This window comes from Tsukamurella sp. 1534 (assembly GCF_000312385.1).
In the GTDB taxonomy this organism is placed as follows: Bacteria; Actinomycetota; Actinomycetes; order Mycobacteriales; family Mycobacteriaceae; genus Tsukamurella.
Map to the genome: position 1 here is coordinate 991,660 of NZ_HE997626.1, position 18,916 is coordinate 1,010,575.

Annotated in this window: 12 protein-coding genes and 1 pseudogene; all 13 read right to left on the reverse strand. The window is 71.5% G+C overall.

The annotated features are described in order from the left end of the window. Positions 1-1,801 (reverse strand): type VII secretion protein EccE (eccE, locus tag BN39_RS04980; RefSeq protein ID WP_019201261.1); only part of this gene is annotated, 1,801 nt, incomplete at its 3' end. Beyond that, a complete protein-coding gene (mycP, locus tag BN39_RS04985; protein ID WP_019201262.1) occupies positions 1,802-3,226 on the reverse strand; it encodes a type VII secretion-associated serine protease mycosin in 1,425 nt (474 codons plus the stop codon). Positions 3,227-3,234: 8 nt separating this feature from the next. Then, positions 3,235-4,800 (reverse strand): type VII secretion integral membrane protein EccD, encoded by a 1,566-nt coding sequence (gene eccD, locus BN39_RS04990; protein ID WP_019201263.1) that lies wholly within the window; start codon positions 4,798-4,800, stop codon positions 3,235-3,237. 6 nt (positions 4,801-4,806) lie between these two features. After that, positions 4,807-6,450, reverse strand: a complete 1,644-nt coding sequence (locus BN39_RS04995; protein ID WP_159103225.1) for a hypothetical protein — start codon at positions 6,448-6,450, stop codon at positions 4,807-4,809. Positions 6,451-6,558: 108 nt separating this feature from the next. Continuing rightward, entirely contained in the window at positions 6,559-7,422 is an 864-nt protein-coding gene (locus BN39_RS05000; RefSeq protein WP_019201265.1) for an ESX secretion-associated protein EspG, read from the reverse strand. Between the two features lie 69 nt (positions 7,423-7,491). Beyond that, complete coding sequence (locus BN39_RS05005; protein WP_019201266.1) at positions 7,492-7,794, reverse strand: hypothetical protein; 303 nt, start codon at positions 7,792-7,794, stop codon at positions 7,492-7,494. 28 nt (positions 7,795-7,822) lie between these two features. Beyond that, positions 7,823-8,119, reverse strand: coding sequence for a hypothetical protein (locus BN39_RS05010; RefSeq protein WP_019201267.1), 297 nt, complete (start codon positions 8,117-8,119; stop codon positions 7,823-7,825). Between the two features lie 60 nt (positions 8,120-8,179). Next, positions 8,180-9,541, reverse strand: coding sequence for a PPE family protein (locus BN39_RS22070; protein ID WP_081585921.1), 1,362 nt, complete (start codon positions 9,539-9,541; stop codon positions 8,180-8,182). 12 nt (positions 9,542-9,553) lie between these two features. Further along, the gene (locus BN39_RS05020; RefSeq protein ID WP_371190616.1) at positions 9,554-9,841 is read right to left on the reverse strand and encodes a PE family protein; all 288 of its coding nucleotides are present in this window, start codon (positions 9,839-9,841) and stop codon (positions 9,554-9,556) included. A gap of 84 nt (positions 9,842-9,925) precedes the next feature. Beyond that, positions 9,926-14,143 carry a type VII secretion protein EccC gene (locus BN39_RS05025; RefSeq protein ID WP_019201269.1) on the reverse strand — a complete coding sequence of 1,406 codons (4,218 nt, stop codon included), beginning with the start codon at positions 14,141-14,143 and terminating at the stop codon, positions 9,926-9,928. Continuing rightward, positions 14,140-15,741, reverse strand: a complete 1,602-nt coding sequence (eccB, locus tag BN39_RS05030) for a type VII secretion protein EccB (RefSeq protein ID WP_019201270.1) — start codon at positions 15,739-15,741, stop codon at positions 14,140-14,142. The genes BN39_RS05025 and eccB overlap by 4 nt, the downstream gene beginning before the upstream one ends. Beyond that, the gene (locus BN39_RS05035) at positions 15,734-17,665 is read right to left on the reverse strand and encodes an AAA family ATPase (RefSeq protein WP_019201271.1); all 1,932 of its coding nucleotides are present in this window, start codon (positions 17,663-17,665) and stop codon (positions 15,734-15,736) included. The genes eccB and BN39_RS05035 overlap by 8 nt, the downstream gene beginning before the upstream one ends. Then, a pseudogene (locus tag BN39_RS05040) lies at positions 17,662-18,916 on the reverse strand (hypothetical protein); the annotation flags it as partial. The gene BN39_RS05035 and the pseudogene BN39_RS05040, both read right to left, overlap by 4 nt.

Sequence of the window (18,916 nt, forward strand, 5' to 3'; positions counted from 1 at the left end):
CGGCCGGCGCCTGCTGAGGCGGTGGGGCCTGCCGGGGCGCGGGGGCCCGGGGCGCCGGTGCCTGCTGAGGTACCGGTGCCAGCCGCGGCGGCGCGGCCACCTGCCGCGGCGCCCGCTGCTGCACGGACAGTTCGCCGGTGCCCGCGGCCGTCGGCTGCGCCACCACATCGGAGTAGCGCAGTTCCTCGTCGGTCGCGTTGAGCACCACGTCGAGCGGTGGCCGGCCGGCGATCCGCACGGTCACGGTCGACGTGGACCGCTGCTCGACCGTCACGTCGGCGTTGGCGTTCGGTGCGGCGCCCGGCGCCCGCACCGTGAGGATCGTCCGCTCGGGCACCGCGTCCACGTGGACACCGTCGAACACGGTGATGTCGGCCGGGCGCCGGTCCGGGCCGTCGACGATGCGGAACCGCGACGGATCGGCGAGGGTGCCGGCGAGGGTGGCCCACTGGGCCGGCCGGTCGGTGTGCACGGCCACCGATGCGCCGGCGCCCACGGAGCGCAGGAGCACCAGCTGCACGGCCACCAGATCGGTGACGAAGTCGACCTGCACCGTCTCTGGCACGGGTGAGGCGTCGAAGAGGGGCAGCGCCACGGCATCGGGGCCGGAGATTCCCCATACGGGACCGGCGGGGCCGACGGGGATCGCCACACCGGGCAGCTCGTCCAGGCGGACGGACGGCAGCGCCAGCACCGACGAGCCGCCGCCGGGCAGCGTGGCGCGCGCCGCCTCGGCCTGCCTGCCGGGCATCGGGATCAGCGCGTCGTCGAGGTTGTCGAGGATCGGGACCGAGGTGTCGTAGCGGACGAGGCCGCTGATGTCGACGGGCGCGTGCGCGGAGGCCTTGCGCAGCCGCAGGACCACCGCGGTGCTGTCGGAGTCGAGTCCCCACCACCGGTCGAGACGTTCGGTGGACATCCGCACCGGATCCACGAAATAGGTGGTGGCGAACGAGTTCCCGTGCTCGACGTTGGCCCACTTCTCGTCGCCGCGGGGCAGATCGGCGCCGAACGCCATGACCCGTGCGAGCCCGGCGAGTTCGGCGACGGGCAGCACGCGGGCGCGGATCCGCCTCTCCTGCAGGCGTTGTTCGAGGCGGCGGGTGGCGGCCATGAGGGCCTTGGGGCCCGCGGTGCGCGACGGTCCGCGGCGCACGATGCCGTCCAGGTTGCGGCGGGTGTTCACGCGGAGCACCAGCCACGTGGAGCGCTGCGCCATGGCCGAGTAGAAGCGCACCCCCTGCGCGTAGGAGGCCCGGTACGCGGGGCCCGGCGGCACGCGGCGCCCCGCGGACGAAACGTCGATGTCCACGTCCAGTCCGTACTGGGTCATCATCGTGGCCAACAGGTCCAGCGGCACGGTGTCCGCGGCGTACGCCCGGCCGTCGCGCAGCCGGGTCTCGGAGACGTCCGCCGTCAGCTCGATCGCGGAGACCAGCTCGAACCCGTCACCCTGCCTGATGCCGCAGCCGTCCACGTCGATCACGGTGCCCGGCAGGCCCTCCGGTGCACGACGGCGGCGCCGCAGGAACCGCCACCGGGCGGCGATCCGGTCACCGAGCGTGGCGCCGCGCACCGTCACGAAGGCCACCAGCGCGGCCGCCACCACGGGCACGATCACCGCCCAGATCGGCCAGCGGGTCACCGCGATCATCACGAAGCAGGTGGACGGCACGGCCCAGACCAGAGCCGCACGGAGCGTCACCCGCAGCCCGACCGCCCGCTGCTGCCGTGCGACCTGCGGGTGGACCCCGCCCTCGGGGCGCACAGGGGCCTGGGCCTTCTCGTCCACGGTCGTCACTTACGTCCTCCCCTTCCGGCCGCGGCCGGGCCGCATCGCCGCCACGACCGCGCCGAGCACCACGAGGGTGACCAGGCCGACGCCCGCCACGATCGCCGCGGTGCGGCGCGGCCGGGTGTCCGGCGACGGCGGGGGCGGGGGTACCACCAGCTTCTCGGCCGCCTCGGGCGTGATCGCGGCGTCCCCCTCGGGGACCTTGGCGGTGAGCGCGGCGACGGGGTCGACGAGCCCGCGGCCCACCTTGTTGTCGGTCCCGCGCCCCGGGGCGTGCGCCGTCGCGACGATCCGCGCCGCGACGTCCTTCGCGCGCATCTGCGGGTACCGCGACCGGACCAGGGCCGCGGTCCCGGCGACGTACGCGGCGGCGAATTCGGGGCCGGCGAACGGCACCAGGCTCTTCTCGGACGGGAGCGCGTTGACGACGCCGTCACCGCCGCGGGAGCTCAGCGAGACGAGGCCCGCACCGGGAGCGGCCACGTCCAGCCAGGGGCCGTTCATCGAGCCCGGCAGCGGCGTCCCCTCGGCGGTGGTGGCCCCCACGGTGAGCACCTGGTCGTCGAACCACGCGGGCGTCGCCACGGTGGTCACGGCGCGCCAGCCGCGCGGATCGTCGGGCCGGCCGGGGTCGGGGTCGGGATTGGCCTTGCAGTCGTTCGCACCCACGCTGCCGCCCTTGCGGTCCGTGGCGCCGGCCCCGGCGATCACGAGGGCGTCCTTCGCGGCCAGCGCGTACGCCACGGCGCCACCGATCTCCCGCTGCCGGAACGGGGTGTCCGCCGCCATGCACACGGCCTCGGGGACGACGATGACCCGCGCACCCCGGTTGGCCGCCCGCACGATCGCGCGGGCGACGGCCCGGGTGGTCACCGCCGCCCGGGAGAGATTGGGGTCGTCGTTGTCGGCCGGGTTGTTCTGCAGCGAGAAGCCCGCGGAGTCCACGCGGATCGACAGGATTCGGGAATCCGGTGCCACGCCGGAGAATCCGTCGCCCGGGCTGGGCGCGGCCCCGATGATCCCGGCCACCAGCGTGCCCGTCGAATCGCAGTCCACGAGGCCGTTGTCGGAGGCCGCCATGTAGTCGCCCGCACCGTCCACCCGCAGGCGCGCCTGCGGCCGCACGCCAGTGCTCAGCACGGCCACGGTCACGCCGGATCCGGTCGCGAACCTCCGCGCCTCGTCCAACCGCAGGGTGTTCGACGGCGCCGGCGCCGCCGCCAGATTCGACGCGGGCATCACGCCGGGTTCCACGCACCGCGGATTGTTGTTGCGCAGCGGGCGTTCCGGGCCGTCGCCATCGGGCGGCGCACCGCCGATGTCGGCGACGGGCGGCACCACCGCGTGCGCCGCGGCGGGGGTCCAGGTGGCCGCGGCGACGATCGCGACCATGGCCGCGAGCGCCGCACCCGCTCTTGCGTTGAGGTGCACGGCCGCGCCTATCGCAGGAACGACAGGTCGAGTTCACGCATGAAGGCGAACAGGCGGGTGGTCCACAGCGCCAGCATGACCACGGCGAAGATCGCGAACTTCTCACCGAACTCGATGCGGCCCATGAGGCGCGCGGACATCGGCCGGCCCGTCGTGCCGTCGTCGGTGGAGACGCGGTCGGCGAGCAGGATCGCGCCGGCGCCGAAGGCGATCAGGGCGGCGCCGCCGAGGACGATCACCGCGAGACGGCCGGCGTTGGAGTCGACCGCGGTCACGAGCACCGCCGCGAGCCCCGCGGCCACCAGGAAGCCGGCCACGAAGAACACCGTCGCGTGCACGCGGTCGTCGAGGGTGCGCCCCCGCAGAACGCAGATCGCGGAGACCAGGGCGGCGATCGCCACCTCGCCCCAGAAGTAGTGGGTGCGCGGCACGAGGATCGCCAGCGCCGAGACCACGAGGATCCCGGCGATCGCCGTGTAGAAGCCGGTGAGCAGCTTGGCCGCGGTGCGGGCCTTCCGCTCCAGCGCGGTGTCCTCCTCGGCGCGGGCGAGCTCCGTCGTGGTCTCGTCGTCGAACGTGTCCACGTGGTACGCGGCGTCGAGCTCGCTGCGATCGATGTCCTCCCCCGGTGGGGGCAGCGGGTCGGGCCGGACCCGGGCCAGCATGAGCGCCCAGCCCTGCGCCCAGTTCGCCAGCAGCAGTCCGGCGATGACCCCGATCGCGGGGACCGCCGGGCGCGCCAGCGGCGTGTAGGCGAACAGCGCGCTGCCCACCACGACCGCCGCGGACGCCAGGCCCACGCCGGCCAGCACCGCCGGGCCGATGCCGCTGCCGCGGCCCAGCACGATCACCGCCAGCAGCGTGAAGATCGCGCCCGTGAGCACGTTGGCTGCGGTGAAGGCACCGTCGGCCCCGCCGTCCGGCGGGATGAGCACGAACCCGGCCGTGAACAGCACAGGCGCCGCGGCCAGCTGCAACGCGTACGCCACCTGCCGGGAATGCCACTGCCGATCCGCGGAGACGGCCGCCACCACGACGGCGACGGACCCCAGCGCGGCCACCGGGAACCACCACAGGGCACTGGAATCCGCGTTCCAGGCCAGCAGGATCAAGGCGGAGAAGACGACGGCTCCGAGCACCAGGGCGACGAGCCCCAGCGCCCGGGCGGCGCCGGAGTCGAACCGGTGGAAGCGCTGCCGGCAGAACTCCTGGATCGCATCGGCGGTGCTCTCGATGAGCGGCCTGAAGGTCTGGTTCGAGAAGACCTCGGCGAGGATCAGCCGGTCACCGTCGAGCACGCCCGCGTCGGCGAGCGACTTGTCCCGGGCGAGCGGGACGCCGCCCTCCCGGGCGAAGGTCCACGCCCCCTTCGTGGAGAAGTCGTGGTCGGGGAAGACCGCCTCCAGCCCGGGAATCACCGAGTCCATCACCACGGAGAGCCGACGGCGGGCCAGCAGGCTCCGCTCGACGGAGTCCTCCCCCACCTCGACCAGGACACGGACCTGCTCGGGGACAGGGGATCTGCCCGGGGCGGCCGGTTCGGCAGCCGGCCCCGGGGTGATCGGGAAGACCATCGTGCGTCAGCGTCCCTCGTGCGCGCGCGCCTGCTGCAACTCCGCCAGCTTCTGCGCCGCCGGCGGCTCGTACCCCGAGTTGAAGTTGTCGGCGAGATCGGCGGCCAGCTCCTCGAACGCCCGGATCGTGCGCTTGCGCAGCATGTCCAGGTCGATCGGGGTGTCCGAATCCAGGTGCGGGTCGTAGGGGATCTCGTGCACGCGCAGCTTCTGGCCGGCGCGGAACAGCTCGTCGAACTGCTCCACGGAGACGCTGCCGCGGCGCTTGGTGTGGTTGATCACGACGATCGTGTTGGCCAGCAGGCCGTGCCAGCCGTGGTGCCGCAGCCAGTCGATCGTCGCGGCCACCTTGCGCACGCCGCGGGTGGTGGCGGACGCGGGCAGGATCAGTGCCGAGGAGATCTCGAGAACGCCGGTGCCGGTGACGGTCTGCAGGCCGCGGCCCGCGTCGACCAGCGCCAGGCTGTAGTGCGGGCGGAAGATCGAGTAGAGGTCCAGAACGTCGTCGTAGTCCGTCACATCGCGGCCGTTGAACCGCCAGGGGGTGGGCAGGACGTGCAGGTTGGTGGGCGTGACGGCGAGGTGCTTGTCCACCTGGTTGCGGTCGGACAGGTCGGCCTGCTGGATCAGGGTGCGGGCGGTCGAGCCCCCCTGGTGCCACGCGGTCACCTGATCCAGGTCGCCGCCGTCCGGGTCGAGGTCGAGCGCGACCACGTTGTCGGCGCGGGTGCGCTCGAGGATCTGGCCCAGCACGCCCACCAGCAGGGTGCCGCCGGCGGAGTCGGCGAACACGCCGGTCACGTGGAATTTGTTCTTCGGCACCCGGATCCGGTGCACGAGCTCCGCGTGTTCCTGTTCGTTGGCGCTGGGTCCTACGTCGATCCCGACCCGCTTGAGCCACGCCCGCCAGCCGCTCACCCGCACCGAGGCGTCGGAGAACTTGATCTGCTGGTTGAACGTCGAGGAGGCGGTGGACATCGGCGCCCCGACCGAATCGCCCATCGGGCGGGCCTGCGCCTGGTGCATCGGTGCGGCCTGATGCTGGCCCGGTGCGGCCTGCGCGGGGGCCGCCTGTCCGGGAACACCCGGCTGACCGAAGGGCATGGGCATCGGGGGGCGCTGGATCTGGCCGGACGCCTGCGCCTGCTGGAACTGGGCGGCCGGGCCCGCGCCGAAGCCCGGCTGGTGGAACGGACCGGACTGCTGCTGGTGCTGACCCTGCCACTGCGGCTGCGCCGGTGCGGGGACGGGCACCGTCTGCGCGGCGGCCGGGGCCGCGGGGCCGGCCTGCGCCGGCGCCGGGGGCTTCGCGGCGGCCGGGATCGCCTCGGCGGCGGGCTCGTCCACGATCTTGGGCTGCTCGGCGGTCGGGCGGTCGTCGGCCTTGACGACGGCGACCTCGATCGCGGCGGGAGCCTGCGCGGCCGGCACGGCCCCGGCGGACGCGTTGTCGATGTCCTCGACATCGGGGAGATCAGGCTCCTCCCACTCCGTGGTCGCCGGCGCCGCGGGCCCACCCGGTTCGGCGGGAAGCGCACCCGGCCGCACCATGGTGGGAGCCGCGGTCCTGGCGGACAGGTCGGTCGCCGCCTGCGGCACGGGTGATGCGGCGACGCCGTCAGCGGCCGCCTTTTGCTCTTCCACAGACACATCAACGTTCGTAGCTGCGTCGCTCATCGGCTGCTTCCTTCTATCCTGGTGAAAATGGTTGCACTCTAACGCACGACCAGCTGTCGTGCAGTTCCGGTGCGGGTGAGGTCAGTTTGTTATGTCGAACCATCCGAGACAGCCTCCGTGCTCGACCAGTGCGGCCAGCCCTTCGCTGAATCGTCGCCGGGTGCCCGGACTGATCGTCACGTCGAGGTCGCCGTGCGCCCCCGTCGCGGTGGTGGACAGCACCCGCCCCCTGCCGGTGTCCATCACGCCCACGGCCCAGCGGGCCTGTGCGCGCACGCCGCTGGAATCCACGCGGTGGTAGACGATCTCAGCGCGGCGCCCGGTGTATCGGGCCGCCTCGACCAGGATCTCGATCGCCTGCTGCGACAGGTCGTGTTCGCGCAGGCGACCGCGGAACTCCCGCTCACTGCGCGGGTCCCGGGACTCCGGCGCGAAGGTCCGCACGATCTGCGCCAGCTCGTCCGCCCCGAGGGTCAGAGCCTCGAAATCGGCCGGCTGCGCCGCTCCCAGAACGCGCCACAGCGGTTCCGCCACCGTCGATTCGAAGTCCTCGCCGTCGGTCCGGTAGCCCTGCACGGTCACCTGATCGTCGTGCCGGAAGACCGCGACCACCCGGTCGCCGTCTCGCACGATCGCGCCGCGCAGGCACGTGTCACCGTCGAACACCCGGATCGCGACCTCCGCCGCGGGCGCCCGCAGCACGCGAAGCCATTCCCCGACCTCGGGGTCGATGCCGCCGGTGTGGTCGACCAGGCCCGCGGACAGCAGGCCCGGGAGCACGGCCAGGTCGACGGACAGCTGATCGTCGGGCCGGTACACGTTCGGGTGGATCGCCAGCACGACGGGCGCCGGCTCCGTCACCTCGGCGAGCCGCATCAGCAGGAGCAGCTCATCGACGGTGACGCCGATGGCGGACAGCTTCGCGGCGGGTTCCTCACGCAGCACGGCTACCTCGCCATTCTTTCGATGGGCGCGCATCCGGCCGAGTGCCCCGGCCGGACGTCGCCCGGGTGGTCACGCGTACAGGCCCGCGGCCTGCGCCTGGCCGGCCTGGTGGACGGTCGCGGCGGTCTGGATGTTCACGCCGGTCTTGCGGATGGCCATCGCCAGGTTCTCGTTGGCCTTCACGCACACCTCGTGGACGTGCTGGTAGCTCTCCTGGTCGATGCCCTGCCAGTTGCCCATGTTCAGGTTCGCGGTGTTGTTGGCCATGAGCTCGGCGATGTTCGCATCAGCGATCGCCGCCCCCTTGGCGAGACCCGCGGACGTGGTGTCGTAGCTGGCGTAGTTGACGGTGATCCGTTCGGCGGAGGTCATATCGGTTCCTTACTCCGTGGGTGGTCGGCTAGACGACGTAGCCGGTGAACAGCGAGCCGCCGTCCTGGTCGGTGCTGGCGATGAGCCCGCCGTTGCGGTGCAGCGCCTCGGCGACGGCCTCGAGCTTCTGCTGCTCGGCATTGCACACGGCGATGAGCTCGTCCATGTGCGTCGAGGCCTTGAGGGTCGTGTCGCCCGCGTTCGCGGCGCGGTAGGCCTCGGCGGTGGTGCGCACGAACTTGATGTTTGCCAGCGTCATCGCCGCCACGTCGTGGGTCTTGGCGGTACCGGCCGCATGGGCGACGGTGTTCAGGTCGTAGACCATGATCTCTCCGTTTCGGATCGTTCTTCGGGTTCGAAGGGTTCGGACGGCCGGTCCGGGCGGTCAGTCGCCGTTCCCCGCCGACGGGACGTCGACGGGCACGGTCTCGTACTCGGGCGGGCGATCCGCGTAGACGGGGATCGGCACCGCCGCGGTCGCCGGGACGACCACCCTGTCCCTGCGCCTGCCCTTGGAGCGCGCGACCGGCGTGGTCGCACTCACCGGCTGGAGCGGGCGGAGGGGCTCGAACGCCACGCGCGGCACCGGCGGCGGGGGCGGCGCCACCGTGAGGCCCGCGGTGTCCCACGTCGACGGCGCCGCGACCTGTTCCTTCGGGGCGCCGCGCACGGCGCTCGCACCGGGCTCGGTCGGCGCGCCCTTGGAGAGCCGTTCGAGCGTCGGGGATCCGGGCCTGGCACCGAAGTACCCGACCGCACTGGAGCGGTTGTCCGCGGACATGCCGGTCATGATCATGCTGAGCGGCTGGGCCGTCGCGACGGATCCGAAGCTCACACCGCCGCTCGCCGTCGGCGCCGCGAAGGACCCGCCGCCCTGCAGCGCGCCGCCGGCGGCGGCACCCGCCACCCCCGCCGCGGTTCCCGCGAACGCCGGTACCTGCGCGCCGAGCTGCTGCACCAGAACTCCGCCCAGTTCCTTGCCGGTCGGCGTGGGGCGGTTGCCCTCGGCGCTCTGCGCGATCGTGGCCACCTGGTCCGCGCGTTGGGCGAACACCGCCGCCGACTGGGCCAGCTTGGTGCCGGAGAGGACGCCGTTGGCCGTCCGCATGTACATCGCCGACGCCACCGCTGTGGCGCCCTGCGCGGCGAGGCCGATCTTGGTCACCACGGCGTCGCCGACCGAGGCGGCCCCGGCCGCGGCGGCGGGGATCGGCACCCCGATCGACGTGGCGATCGGCTTGGGCGGAATGAAGGGCTCGAAGGTCATGTTGGCCACGGTGTTCGCGAGATAGCCGGACATCATGGCGGCGTTCTGCGCCCACATCGCGGTGTACTGCGCCTCGTTCGCGGCGATGGCCGCGGTGTTCACGCCGAGGAAGTTCGTGGCGTGCAGCACGGCGTTGGTGATGTGGTTGAGCGCGATCTCCGGCAACTGCGCCATTCCCGCGAGGGCCGCCGTGTAATCGGCGGCCTGTTTGGTGTGCCGCGTGGCCGCGAGCAGCGCCTGCGACCGGACCGCCTCGTTGTAGGCCAGGTACAGGGAGACGTTCTTCGTCATCAGCGCGGTCTCCGGCGCCTCCCACGACGCCGCGAGCCGCGGCAGCAGGGAGGTGAGGAACACCGAGCGGGAACTGACCGCCGCCGCGACCGCCGACCATGCCGCGGCGGCGGCGGTGGCCGGCGCGGGTCCGGCCCCGCTCATCAAGCGCCCCACGTTCACTTCCGGGGGCAGCGCTGGGAACGTCATGACATCACCGCGCTAGAACTGCACGGTGTTGTCGGCCATCACGTACGTCGACGCGACGGCGGACAGGCTCACGCCGTACTGCGCCACCTCCGCGTGATCGGCGAGTGCGACGGCGAGGTAGTTGGCGGCGTGTGCGGCCGAACCGGTCGACGCGAGCAGCGACACCTCGTCCGCGCCGGCGGGCAGCACCGCGCCCAGGGTCCCGGCCGCGCCGGTGACGAGGCCCGAGGTGGTCGCGACGTTGGCCATGACCTCGTTCGTGCCAGACAAAAGCTGAATAGGCGCCACGTTCAGGCCCACCTGCTCTATCCCTTCGATTGGATTTTCAGTTTGCAACTCAATCAGAACCAACGATTTTCGTCAATCCTGGCGGGTCCGAAATTTTCAACCCCAAACATCGTCCCCGGAGTCCGCGTCGCCGCGGCGGACACCGTTCCACGCCACCTGCACCACGCCCGACGGCGCGCCGCGCCCCGGGAACAGCCGGCCGCGCCCCGGAATCCCGAACCGTTGCCCCCTCTCACCTGCGATGTTGACGTTGAATTTGTCCGCGGACAGCACCAGCGCCATCGACGCGTGCGTGTCCATGTGCTGGATCATCGGGTCCGAGCTGGACTTGTAGAGGTACTCGCCGTCGCTCAGCGCCACGATCACGTGGAAGCCGCGTATGACACCGTCGTTCATCAATTTCACGGTTTGCGTGACCGGATTCGTGCGGTCTCCGCGGGCCACCACGGCGTCGTAGTCGTCGATGATGAGGAAGATCTCGGGGCCGGTCCACCAGTCGCGGCGGGCGAGCGATGCGCTGTCCGCCGTGTCCGGCACGCGGCGGTAGGTGACCTTCGTGGGGTCGGTCTCGCCCTCGCCCATCCACTCCACGAGCTTGTCCTGCCACCGCTGCAGGAAGTCCAGGAGGTCCGAGCCGTGCAGCCCGATGTTCTTCGGGTTGGGCGCGAACGCGCCGCGGTGCACGCGTTTGGGGTCGAGCAGGGCGATCGCGCCGTCGTCGATCGACGGGTACCGCCGGCTGATCGCCTCGATCAGAGTGTGCACGGTCGCCGAGCGTCCGGATCCGCTCTCGCCGACCACGAGCATGTGCGCCTCGCGGCCGAAGTCGGCGACGGCGGGCCCGCCGTCGGATTCGCGGACGCCGAAGGGCAGCCGCACCCGGTCCCGATCGGACGTCGGATCCGGCAGGTGCGCGAACAGGTCGCCCTGCAGCACCACCTCGGGCAGGGCGAGCAGCTGCGGCGCGGACGCGCCGGTGGTGTTGCCCCTGCGCACCCGTTCGACGAGCTCCTCGATCCCGTCGCTCAGCGTGGCGGGTGACCGGTCACCGTCGGCCCTGGGGAGGGCGACGAGCGCCATCAGGTCCCGGTCCGTCGTGATCACGTGCCCCGGCCGGTCCGGAACCACCTTGTTGCGCTGGGAGTTGACGACCGACATGTCGTAGCTCGCGGTGGAGACGCGGCCCTCGATGATCGTGTGCATGTGGCTCGCGAGGCCGCGCAGCACCGTGTTCCGGGCCGTCGTGACCACGATGTGCACGCCGTAGTTGAGCGCGCCGGAGGCGAGCGCCTCGAGCATCGGGACCTTGTCCTCGAAGACGCCGCCGTCCGTCACCGTGGCGTCGAAGCCGTCGACCACGATGAACACGTCGCCGAACGCGTCCTCGGCCAGGACGGGCGAGGACCGGTCCGCGCGGAGTCGCCGGTACTCGGCCATCGAGTTGACCCGGTACTTGCGGAACAGCTTGACGCGCTGCTCGATCAGGTCGGACATCTGCGTGATCATCCGGTTGATCGCGTCCTCTTCGGACCGGGTGGCGATCCGGGAGACGTGCGGCAGGTCCTCCAGGCGCATCCATCCGCCGCCGGTGTAGTCGACCACGAAGAACTGCACCTGCTCGGGCGAGTGGGTCAGCGCCAGCGAGGCCACGAGCGTCATCGCCGCCGTGGTCTTGCCCTTCTGCGGGGCACCGTAGATGAGCACGTTGCCCTGGCCGCCCGACAGGTCCAGCTCCCACACCGGCTGCTGGTGCTTCGCCGGATCGTCGAACATCCCGAACGGGATCTTCAGCGTCGCAGGCGTGCTCGGCTCCGGTGCCTCCCACGCGTCGCCCGCGAGCGACGGTTCCACGGCGTCCAGGGTCGTCGACGTCAACTCGGGCAGCCACGGCTTGTACGCCGGCCGCGCGGGCGCGTTCTGCAGCAACTCCTTGACCACGGTGAACACCGTCGGCGCGGCGAGCAGCTCCTCCTCGGTGCGGACGATCTCGTCGTCCTCGACGACGTCCTCCGGGAGATCGGGGATGTCCACCCTGCGCGCGGTGAACCCGCGGGAGGCGAGGTCCGTCGACGTGGTCGGGCGGGCCTCGAGCGCGACGGGCGCGTCGATCACCGCGGGCGGGAAGTAGGGCTTGCCCGTGAATCCCGCGTAGAACCGGATGAGGTCGTCCTCGTGCAGGGTCTTGATGAGGCCGTTGCCCGGCTTGCCGGGGAGGTTCTTGGCGTCCGGGACGCCGATCACCGCGCGCGAGTCGCCGGCGGTGCCCGTGCGAAGTGCGATGTGGTAGTGGATGTTCGACTCCAGGCCGCGCGAGCGCGCCATCTCGGCGTTCTGCGACGCGAGCAGCAGGTGCACGCCGACGGACCGCCCGACCCGGCCGATCTGGGAGAAGATGTTGACGAACTCGGGCTTGGCCTCGAGGAGCTCGGTGTACTCGTCGATGAGCACCACCAGGGCCGGCATCGGTTCGAGATCGGGGCAGTGCCCCGTCTCCCTTGCCTTCTCGTACTCGGTGAGGCCGATGATGTTGAACGACGGGTGTTTCGCGGCGGCGTCGTCGAAGATCTGCTGGCGGCGCTTGAGCTCGCCGGTGATGACCTCCATCATGCGGTCGACCATGCTCTCGGACTTCTCGAGGTTGGTGACCACCGCGGCGACGTGCGGGATCTCCTCCATGCCCTGGTAAGTGGCGCCGCCCTTGAAGTCGACGAGCAACAGGTTGAGCATCGTCGGCGAGTGGAACAGGCACGCGTCCAGGACCAGGCACCGGAGGAACTCGGACTTACCGGAGCCCGAGGTGCCGATCATCTCGCCGTGCGGGCCGGTGCCGCCCTGACTGGCCTCCCGGATGTTGAGGTGGATGCGGGTGCCGTCCGGCGCGAAGCCGATGGGGAAGTTCAGGCGGCGCGGATCGTCGAACCGCTTGATGCGCTGCCAGAACGAGACCACGTCGATGGCGCCCGGATCCTCCACCTCCACCAGGCTGGCCCAGTCGCGGCCCGTGTCCTGCCGTTCCTTGGACTGCAGCGACGCCGTGGTCTCGAGCTCCCACCGGGCCAGCCGGCGCGCCGTGGTGTGCGCGTCGACGAGGTCCAGGTGGTCCGCGCGGGCGATCTCCTTCGGCGGCTCGTGCGGTAGATCGGAGTCCCAGCGGGTGACGATGCCCGCCTCGTCCACGGTGAGGAGCACCGCGTGCGGGAACGAGTCGATGACGGACTCCGGCGGGGAGAGCAGGATCCACGTCAGGTCCGCGAGCGAGGAGATCGCCTGATCGGTCATGCGGGAACGCTCCGCCGAGTCCACGATCACGACGGTGTGCCGGGTGCGGCCGGACACCTCCGATTCGGTGGTGAACGGACGCGAGTAGTCGACGATCCGCTCCCCCTCCGCTGCGGGCGAATCGTCGCCCGCGAGCTCGTCCAGGAACTCGGTCCAGTTCCGGTAGAGCATGCGCCGCGACCCGAGTGCGTCGATCAGGGTCGGATGCTGGGTGTGCGGAAGCCATTTGGTGTATTCCCAGGGGCCGCCGTCGGGTTCGTCGGTGACCACCACGAGTCGCAGGCGGTCGGGTCCGTGGGTGATCGCCAGATGGTTGATCATCGCCCGCGCCATGCCGGTGGCCCGGTCCCTGTCGCCGCCGACGCCGAGCACCGGGACGTTCCGCAGTGTGAACGCCACGGGCATGTCGGCGACGGTCGAATGGGTGTGCAGGAACTTCACGGTCTCCGTCCACTGGACGGGGTCCAGGAACTCGCCGTCGGGCGCCTCGGGCGTGCGCAGCTTGGCCTTGGGCACGATCCGGCCGCGGCCGTAGCGCGCCGCGGTGAAGCGACTCCGCCGATCCTCGTCGCCGCCGTTGACCTCCCACATGCGCTCCCCGCCGATGAGGGACGCGATGATCGCGGGATCGGGGTACGCGTGCTGCAGCGCCTCGTGGTAGTTCCGGCCCCGGGCGAGTGCCTTCTCACGGGAGCCCCCGATCGACCTGCTGGCCTGTTTGCGGTCGTGCAGCAGCTGGGCCCGCGATTTGCCGCCGCTGCCACCGGGGCCGCCGCCCATGTACGCGAACATGCCGAACAGCAGCATCATCGGCATGAGCAGCATCACCGGGTTGAAGCCCCGGTTCATGCGGATCATCATGAACAGCATGCCGAGCACGGCCACCACCATGACGACGGGCATCATCACGGTGCGCCACTTGCCGGGCGGGTCCACCTCGTCGATGGTGTCCGGGGTGCGGACCTCCACCTCCTTCTTGATGACCCGGGGCTCCTTCTTCGGGTGCAGCGGGGGTTCGAAGACCTGCCTGCTCATTTCGCCCCCTTGGGGTCGAACTTCGCGACGACGGGGTCCTGCGCACCGCCGTCGTGCTTGATGGACGCGCTCGCCTGAGAGAGCGTGGGGCCCTGTGCGAACAGGCTCACGATCGTCCACGGCGCGGGCACGGGATCCTTGAGCCCCAACGCCTTCGCCGAGGCGCCCACGTCGGTGGAGCCCTCGTCGTCGATGCCGTAGCGGATGCCGGTGTCGGCGATCCAGTACTCGCCGCCCCGTTCCCGGGAGTCGAGGCCCGATCCCGTCACGTACACGTACCGCCCGCTGGTCGCGGGCATGAACACGTCGTCGGCGACGGCGCCGCCCGATCCGGCGGCGCCGATCAGCGGGATCCGTGCCGCGGCCTGCTCGGCGGTCAACGGCAGCGTCCGGGCGGCCGTGACCCGCTGCGTCGCGGTGGGCTCGTCCCCATCACGTGACCACGCCAGGCAGGTCACCGGATCGCGTGCGGCGTCGGCGATCCGGACGCTCCCCGCGGGGAAGTGATCGACGGCGATCCGGCCGCCGACCTTGGGCCACTGGTTCGCCTTCGCGCTCTCGGTCTCCACCACACCGCTCTTCACGGGTGAGGCGGTCTGCAGGATCGTGGCCGCGGTCTGGGAGATCTGCTGAACACCGTCGGCCGCGACCACGTAGTAGGTCCAGCCTCCGTCGACCGTGGGCACCCGCAGCGTCGTGCCGATCAGGAGCTTCTCGGTGTTGTTGAAGCGGACCGGCCTGCCGAGATCCGCGATGGGCGGCACCTCGATCGGCTCGCGCGCGGCGAGGGCGTTGAACAGGCCGGCCGACATCGGGATCACGCGCTGATCGATCCCGATCCCCAGAGCCTCGCGGATCGCGGAGTTGCTCAGGTCGATCCGGGACCTGGCGACCTCGCCGTGGTCCTGGTACACGAGCCACGTCTGGTTGTCGAAGGCGGCCAGCCGCGCGAGGTTCCCGGCGAGTTCCTCGGTCCCGTCGCCGGCCGTCAGGTCCCCGCCGATGACGGTGACCTTCACCGCGGAGGTGGCGGTGGTCGGCAGGCCGGTGCCCGGGTCCAGCGGCACGGCGGCCCCGGTCGCGGTGGTATCGCACACCGCCCAGTGGGAGTCGCGGCTCTCGGAGTTGCGCACGACGGTGGGGGCGTACGGGATCCCCACCATGGGCCCGCGCGGAAGCTTCTCGATCTCGCTGGACTTGGCCTGGACGGGCTTCGCCGGGGAGCCGACGATGAGCTGTCCGGACACCACGTTCGGGACGGGGCTGAGCGTGTCCCCGACGCGCACGTACAGCGCTCCCGTCTGGGTGTCCTGAACGACGGAGCCGTCCTTGACCTTGCCGGCGGGGAAGAGCACGGCGCCGATGACGCAGGCGAGGACTCCCACGAGGCCCGCCGCGAGCGCGATGTAGAGCGGCGAGCCCTGGTACTTCTTGACGTCGTCGATCCATCGCGTATCGCGGCGGACGAGTGCCTCCTCGTTGCGGCGCTGGAGGTACGCCTCACCGGACTTCTGGTACTTGGTGGTCAGCCGGAATCCGCGGACCCGTTCCTGCAGTCCCGATTTCGGATTCGTCGGGTCCGGATTGATCTCAGCCATCGGTCACTGCCTGCCACTCCGCGAGTTGATGCCATTCGGACCAGGGAAAGTTCGGCGACACCCGCAGCGTCTCGTCGTAGGCGAGGCGCACGTCGTCGAGCTCCAGGGTGCGCAGGAGGCTGCGCCTGTCCTCGGGACTGAGTGCCGATCGGTCGATCGCGCTCACCCGGAAATCGCGGAACCCGCGGGCACCGGAGATCACGGTGCGCATGAACCGGGCGTTGGACATCAGGTCGATGCCGGAGCACAGGCGCCCCTTGAGGTCCGGCGCGCTCACGTTCGCGAGGCGCAGATTGCTCTCCAGCAGGTACTCGGAGACCCCCTGGCCCAGCGCCTCGCGATTCTTGGTCGCGACGGATTCGGCGATGGCGACCAACTCCTCGGGGGTGAACGAGGCGAACGAGATCCGCGTCGGGAAGCGCAGCGGGAGACCGGCGTTCACCTGCAGCAGACGGTTCATGTCGTCGTCGTAACCGGCCAGCACCACGACCACCTTGTCCCGCAGGGGCTTGTCGCCCTCGTTCTCGATCCGGGCGAGCAGCGCCTCGAGCGCCTCCCGCCCGAACCGCGACGCCTGATCCTCGCCGTCGCCGGCGACCAGTCCGTACGCCTCGTCGAGGAAGAACACGCCGCCCCGGGACTCGTCGATGAGCTTGTTGGTCCGGATGCCCGCCTGGCCCACGTAGCCGGTCATCATGTCGCTCGGCTGGTGCTCGTAGACCTCGGGCCGCGCGATGACGCCGAGTCCGTAGTACAGCTTGGCGAGGATCCGCACGCCGGTCGTCTTGCCCGTGCCGGGAGGGCCGGTGATGATGGCCGAGAGGCGCATCTCCTCCTCGGCGTACTCCTCCCCCAGCTCCTCGCTGAGTTCCTTCCGCTCCCTGTCCATCTCGACCTTGGAGGCCAGCCTGCGGATCTGCGCCTTGACGGCGGGGCTGCCGACGAGGCCGTCGAGTTCCCGCCAGGCGTCGGCGAGCACCTCGTCGCGCTTGCGGTCCAGGCTCTGCTGCTCGATCTCCTCGGCGGTGGTGCCGGACCGGGGATCCCACGGGTCGATGCGCGTGTTCATCGACTGGGCCGTGACCACCTCGAGCGGTGCGCCCGACGCGGCGTGGTCGAGATCGGGGCGCGAGGAGATCCACGCGCGCGCGTCGCGGAGGAGTTTCGCCGCCGCGTCCTCGTCGCCGGTGGCACGCAGCGCGTACGCCTGGGTCACGATGAGGCTCGCCTGGACCAGCTTGAACTCCTCGCCGGCCAGCGCGTTCTTGGTGGCGGAGAGGGCCTGGTGCGCGTCCCCCGTGCCGACCAGCGCCCGCGCGGTGAGCGCGGTGACCCCGAGCTGCCAGAACCGGACGGCACCGTCGGTCTCCGGGGACAGCCAGAGCGGCTCACGGCTGTCGGAGACCGTCGACAACACCTCCGGCCAGCGGTGCGCCAACCCGAGCAGACACACCCACAGGTAGCGGATGTAGTTGCGCTGGGCGGGCGAATCGGGGCCCACCTCGCGTTGCAGGCGCGTGAGTTCGGCCGCCGCCTCGGACAACCTGCCCGCCTGGGCCAGGACGACGGCGGCGCCGGCGCGCGCGTAGATGACGTCGGTGACGGGCATGCCCAACTCGACGACGCCCATCTGCACGGGGATCTTCAGCCCGAGCGCGCCCTCCGCGGGGTCGACGGTCATGCCGTTGCGGCGGAGCTCGGCGCCGAAGTTGCGCGCCGAATCCAGGAGTCCGCGAGCGGCTTCCGCGCTGTGCAGGGCCTTGCGGTCGACCGCCATGAGGCCGATCCACCCGTCGCACATCATCGGATCCTCGTCGACCGCGAGGCGGAACGCGGTGGCGGCCTCGCCGGTGTCGCCGCGCGCCGTGAGTGATCTCAACCCGAGCGAGAAGTAGCGCTGGGCAGTCGGATTGGCCTGCGTCATCGGTTCGGAGCGACCCTCGCCCGGCTCGACAGGAAGCGGGCGTACGTCCACGCGTACACCGCCGACTCGATGTCGTGGTACGACGCGGCCAGCGTGGCGACGAGGATCGCGCGCTCCAGCAGGCGATCGCGCAGCTTCTCCGCCTCGGGCTCCCCCGAGGCGAGATCCTCGGGGGTGGCCGGAATCCTGTCCAGGCTCAGCACGTCGCCGAGGGCCTGTTCGTCCCGGTGCAACTGGTCCAGCACGGGCGGCGGGACCTCGCCGTGCGCGTCCAGGTGGCACCGCGCGTCGAGGCGCGCGGCCTCGATGCCGATCGCGTGCTCGGGTGCGATGAACTGCTGCTCCAGGTCGCGCAGCAGCGCGCGCGCCTGCCGGTCCGCCTCCTCGGGGGTGAGGGATCGGATGTGTTGCAGGCGTGCGGGGGACACGGTGGCCTCGAGCCGACTGCGTCCGCCGGGGAGCACGGTGCCGGGCCGGGTGACGCCGACGATGTTCTCGGTGCCGATGACGGTGCCGTACGCCCGGCTCGGGTGCGTGGTCGCGACGCCGGCGATCGTGTATCCGTTCTGGCCGGCGTACTCGATGATCTGGCGGACCGGATCGTCGATGGACGACCACCGGTAGCCGGCGGGGACGTTCCAGAGCACACGCACGCCGTCCGGGATCACCACGCCGGGCGGCAACCAGCCGGCGTCCGAGGTGGCGACCGCCATGACGGTCTCCGCTTCGCCGACGAGAAGGGCTCCCGCCCAGTGCAGGCCGGACTCGGGGCCGAACGCGCCTCCGCGCAGCGAGCCGACGATCGACGCGATCACGTCCCGGGCCTGCTGCACCGCGGGCGAGAGCCGCGTGGGCTGCAGCGGTTCGGAGCGCCCGAGGATCATCGGTCCCGTCGCGAGGACGGGCGAGGCCGGCGACGCGACGTCGCCCTCCGGCTCGGGGGCGGACCGGGCCGCCGCCGCGGAGGCGGCGATCTGCTTGGCGCGGGAGGCCGCGGGGAGCCTGACCCGGCCCTTGGGCACCCCCTCGGCGTGTACCTCCGCAGCCGCGACCGCCTTGCGATGGGCGTCCAGGTTCGCCCGCAGGAATCCCGCCGACACGAGGCCCGCGAACACCGTATTGACCGCGGCGGCCTTGGATTCGACCTCGGCCTGCGCCGCCTCAGCCGCGTCGAGCTCGTCCGGGGATTCCTCGCCCGGATCCTCGGCATCGGCACCGTCCACCGACTCCGGGTCGGACTCGGCACCTTCG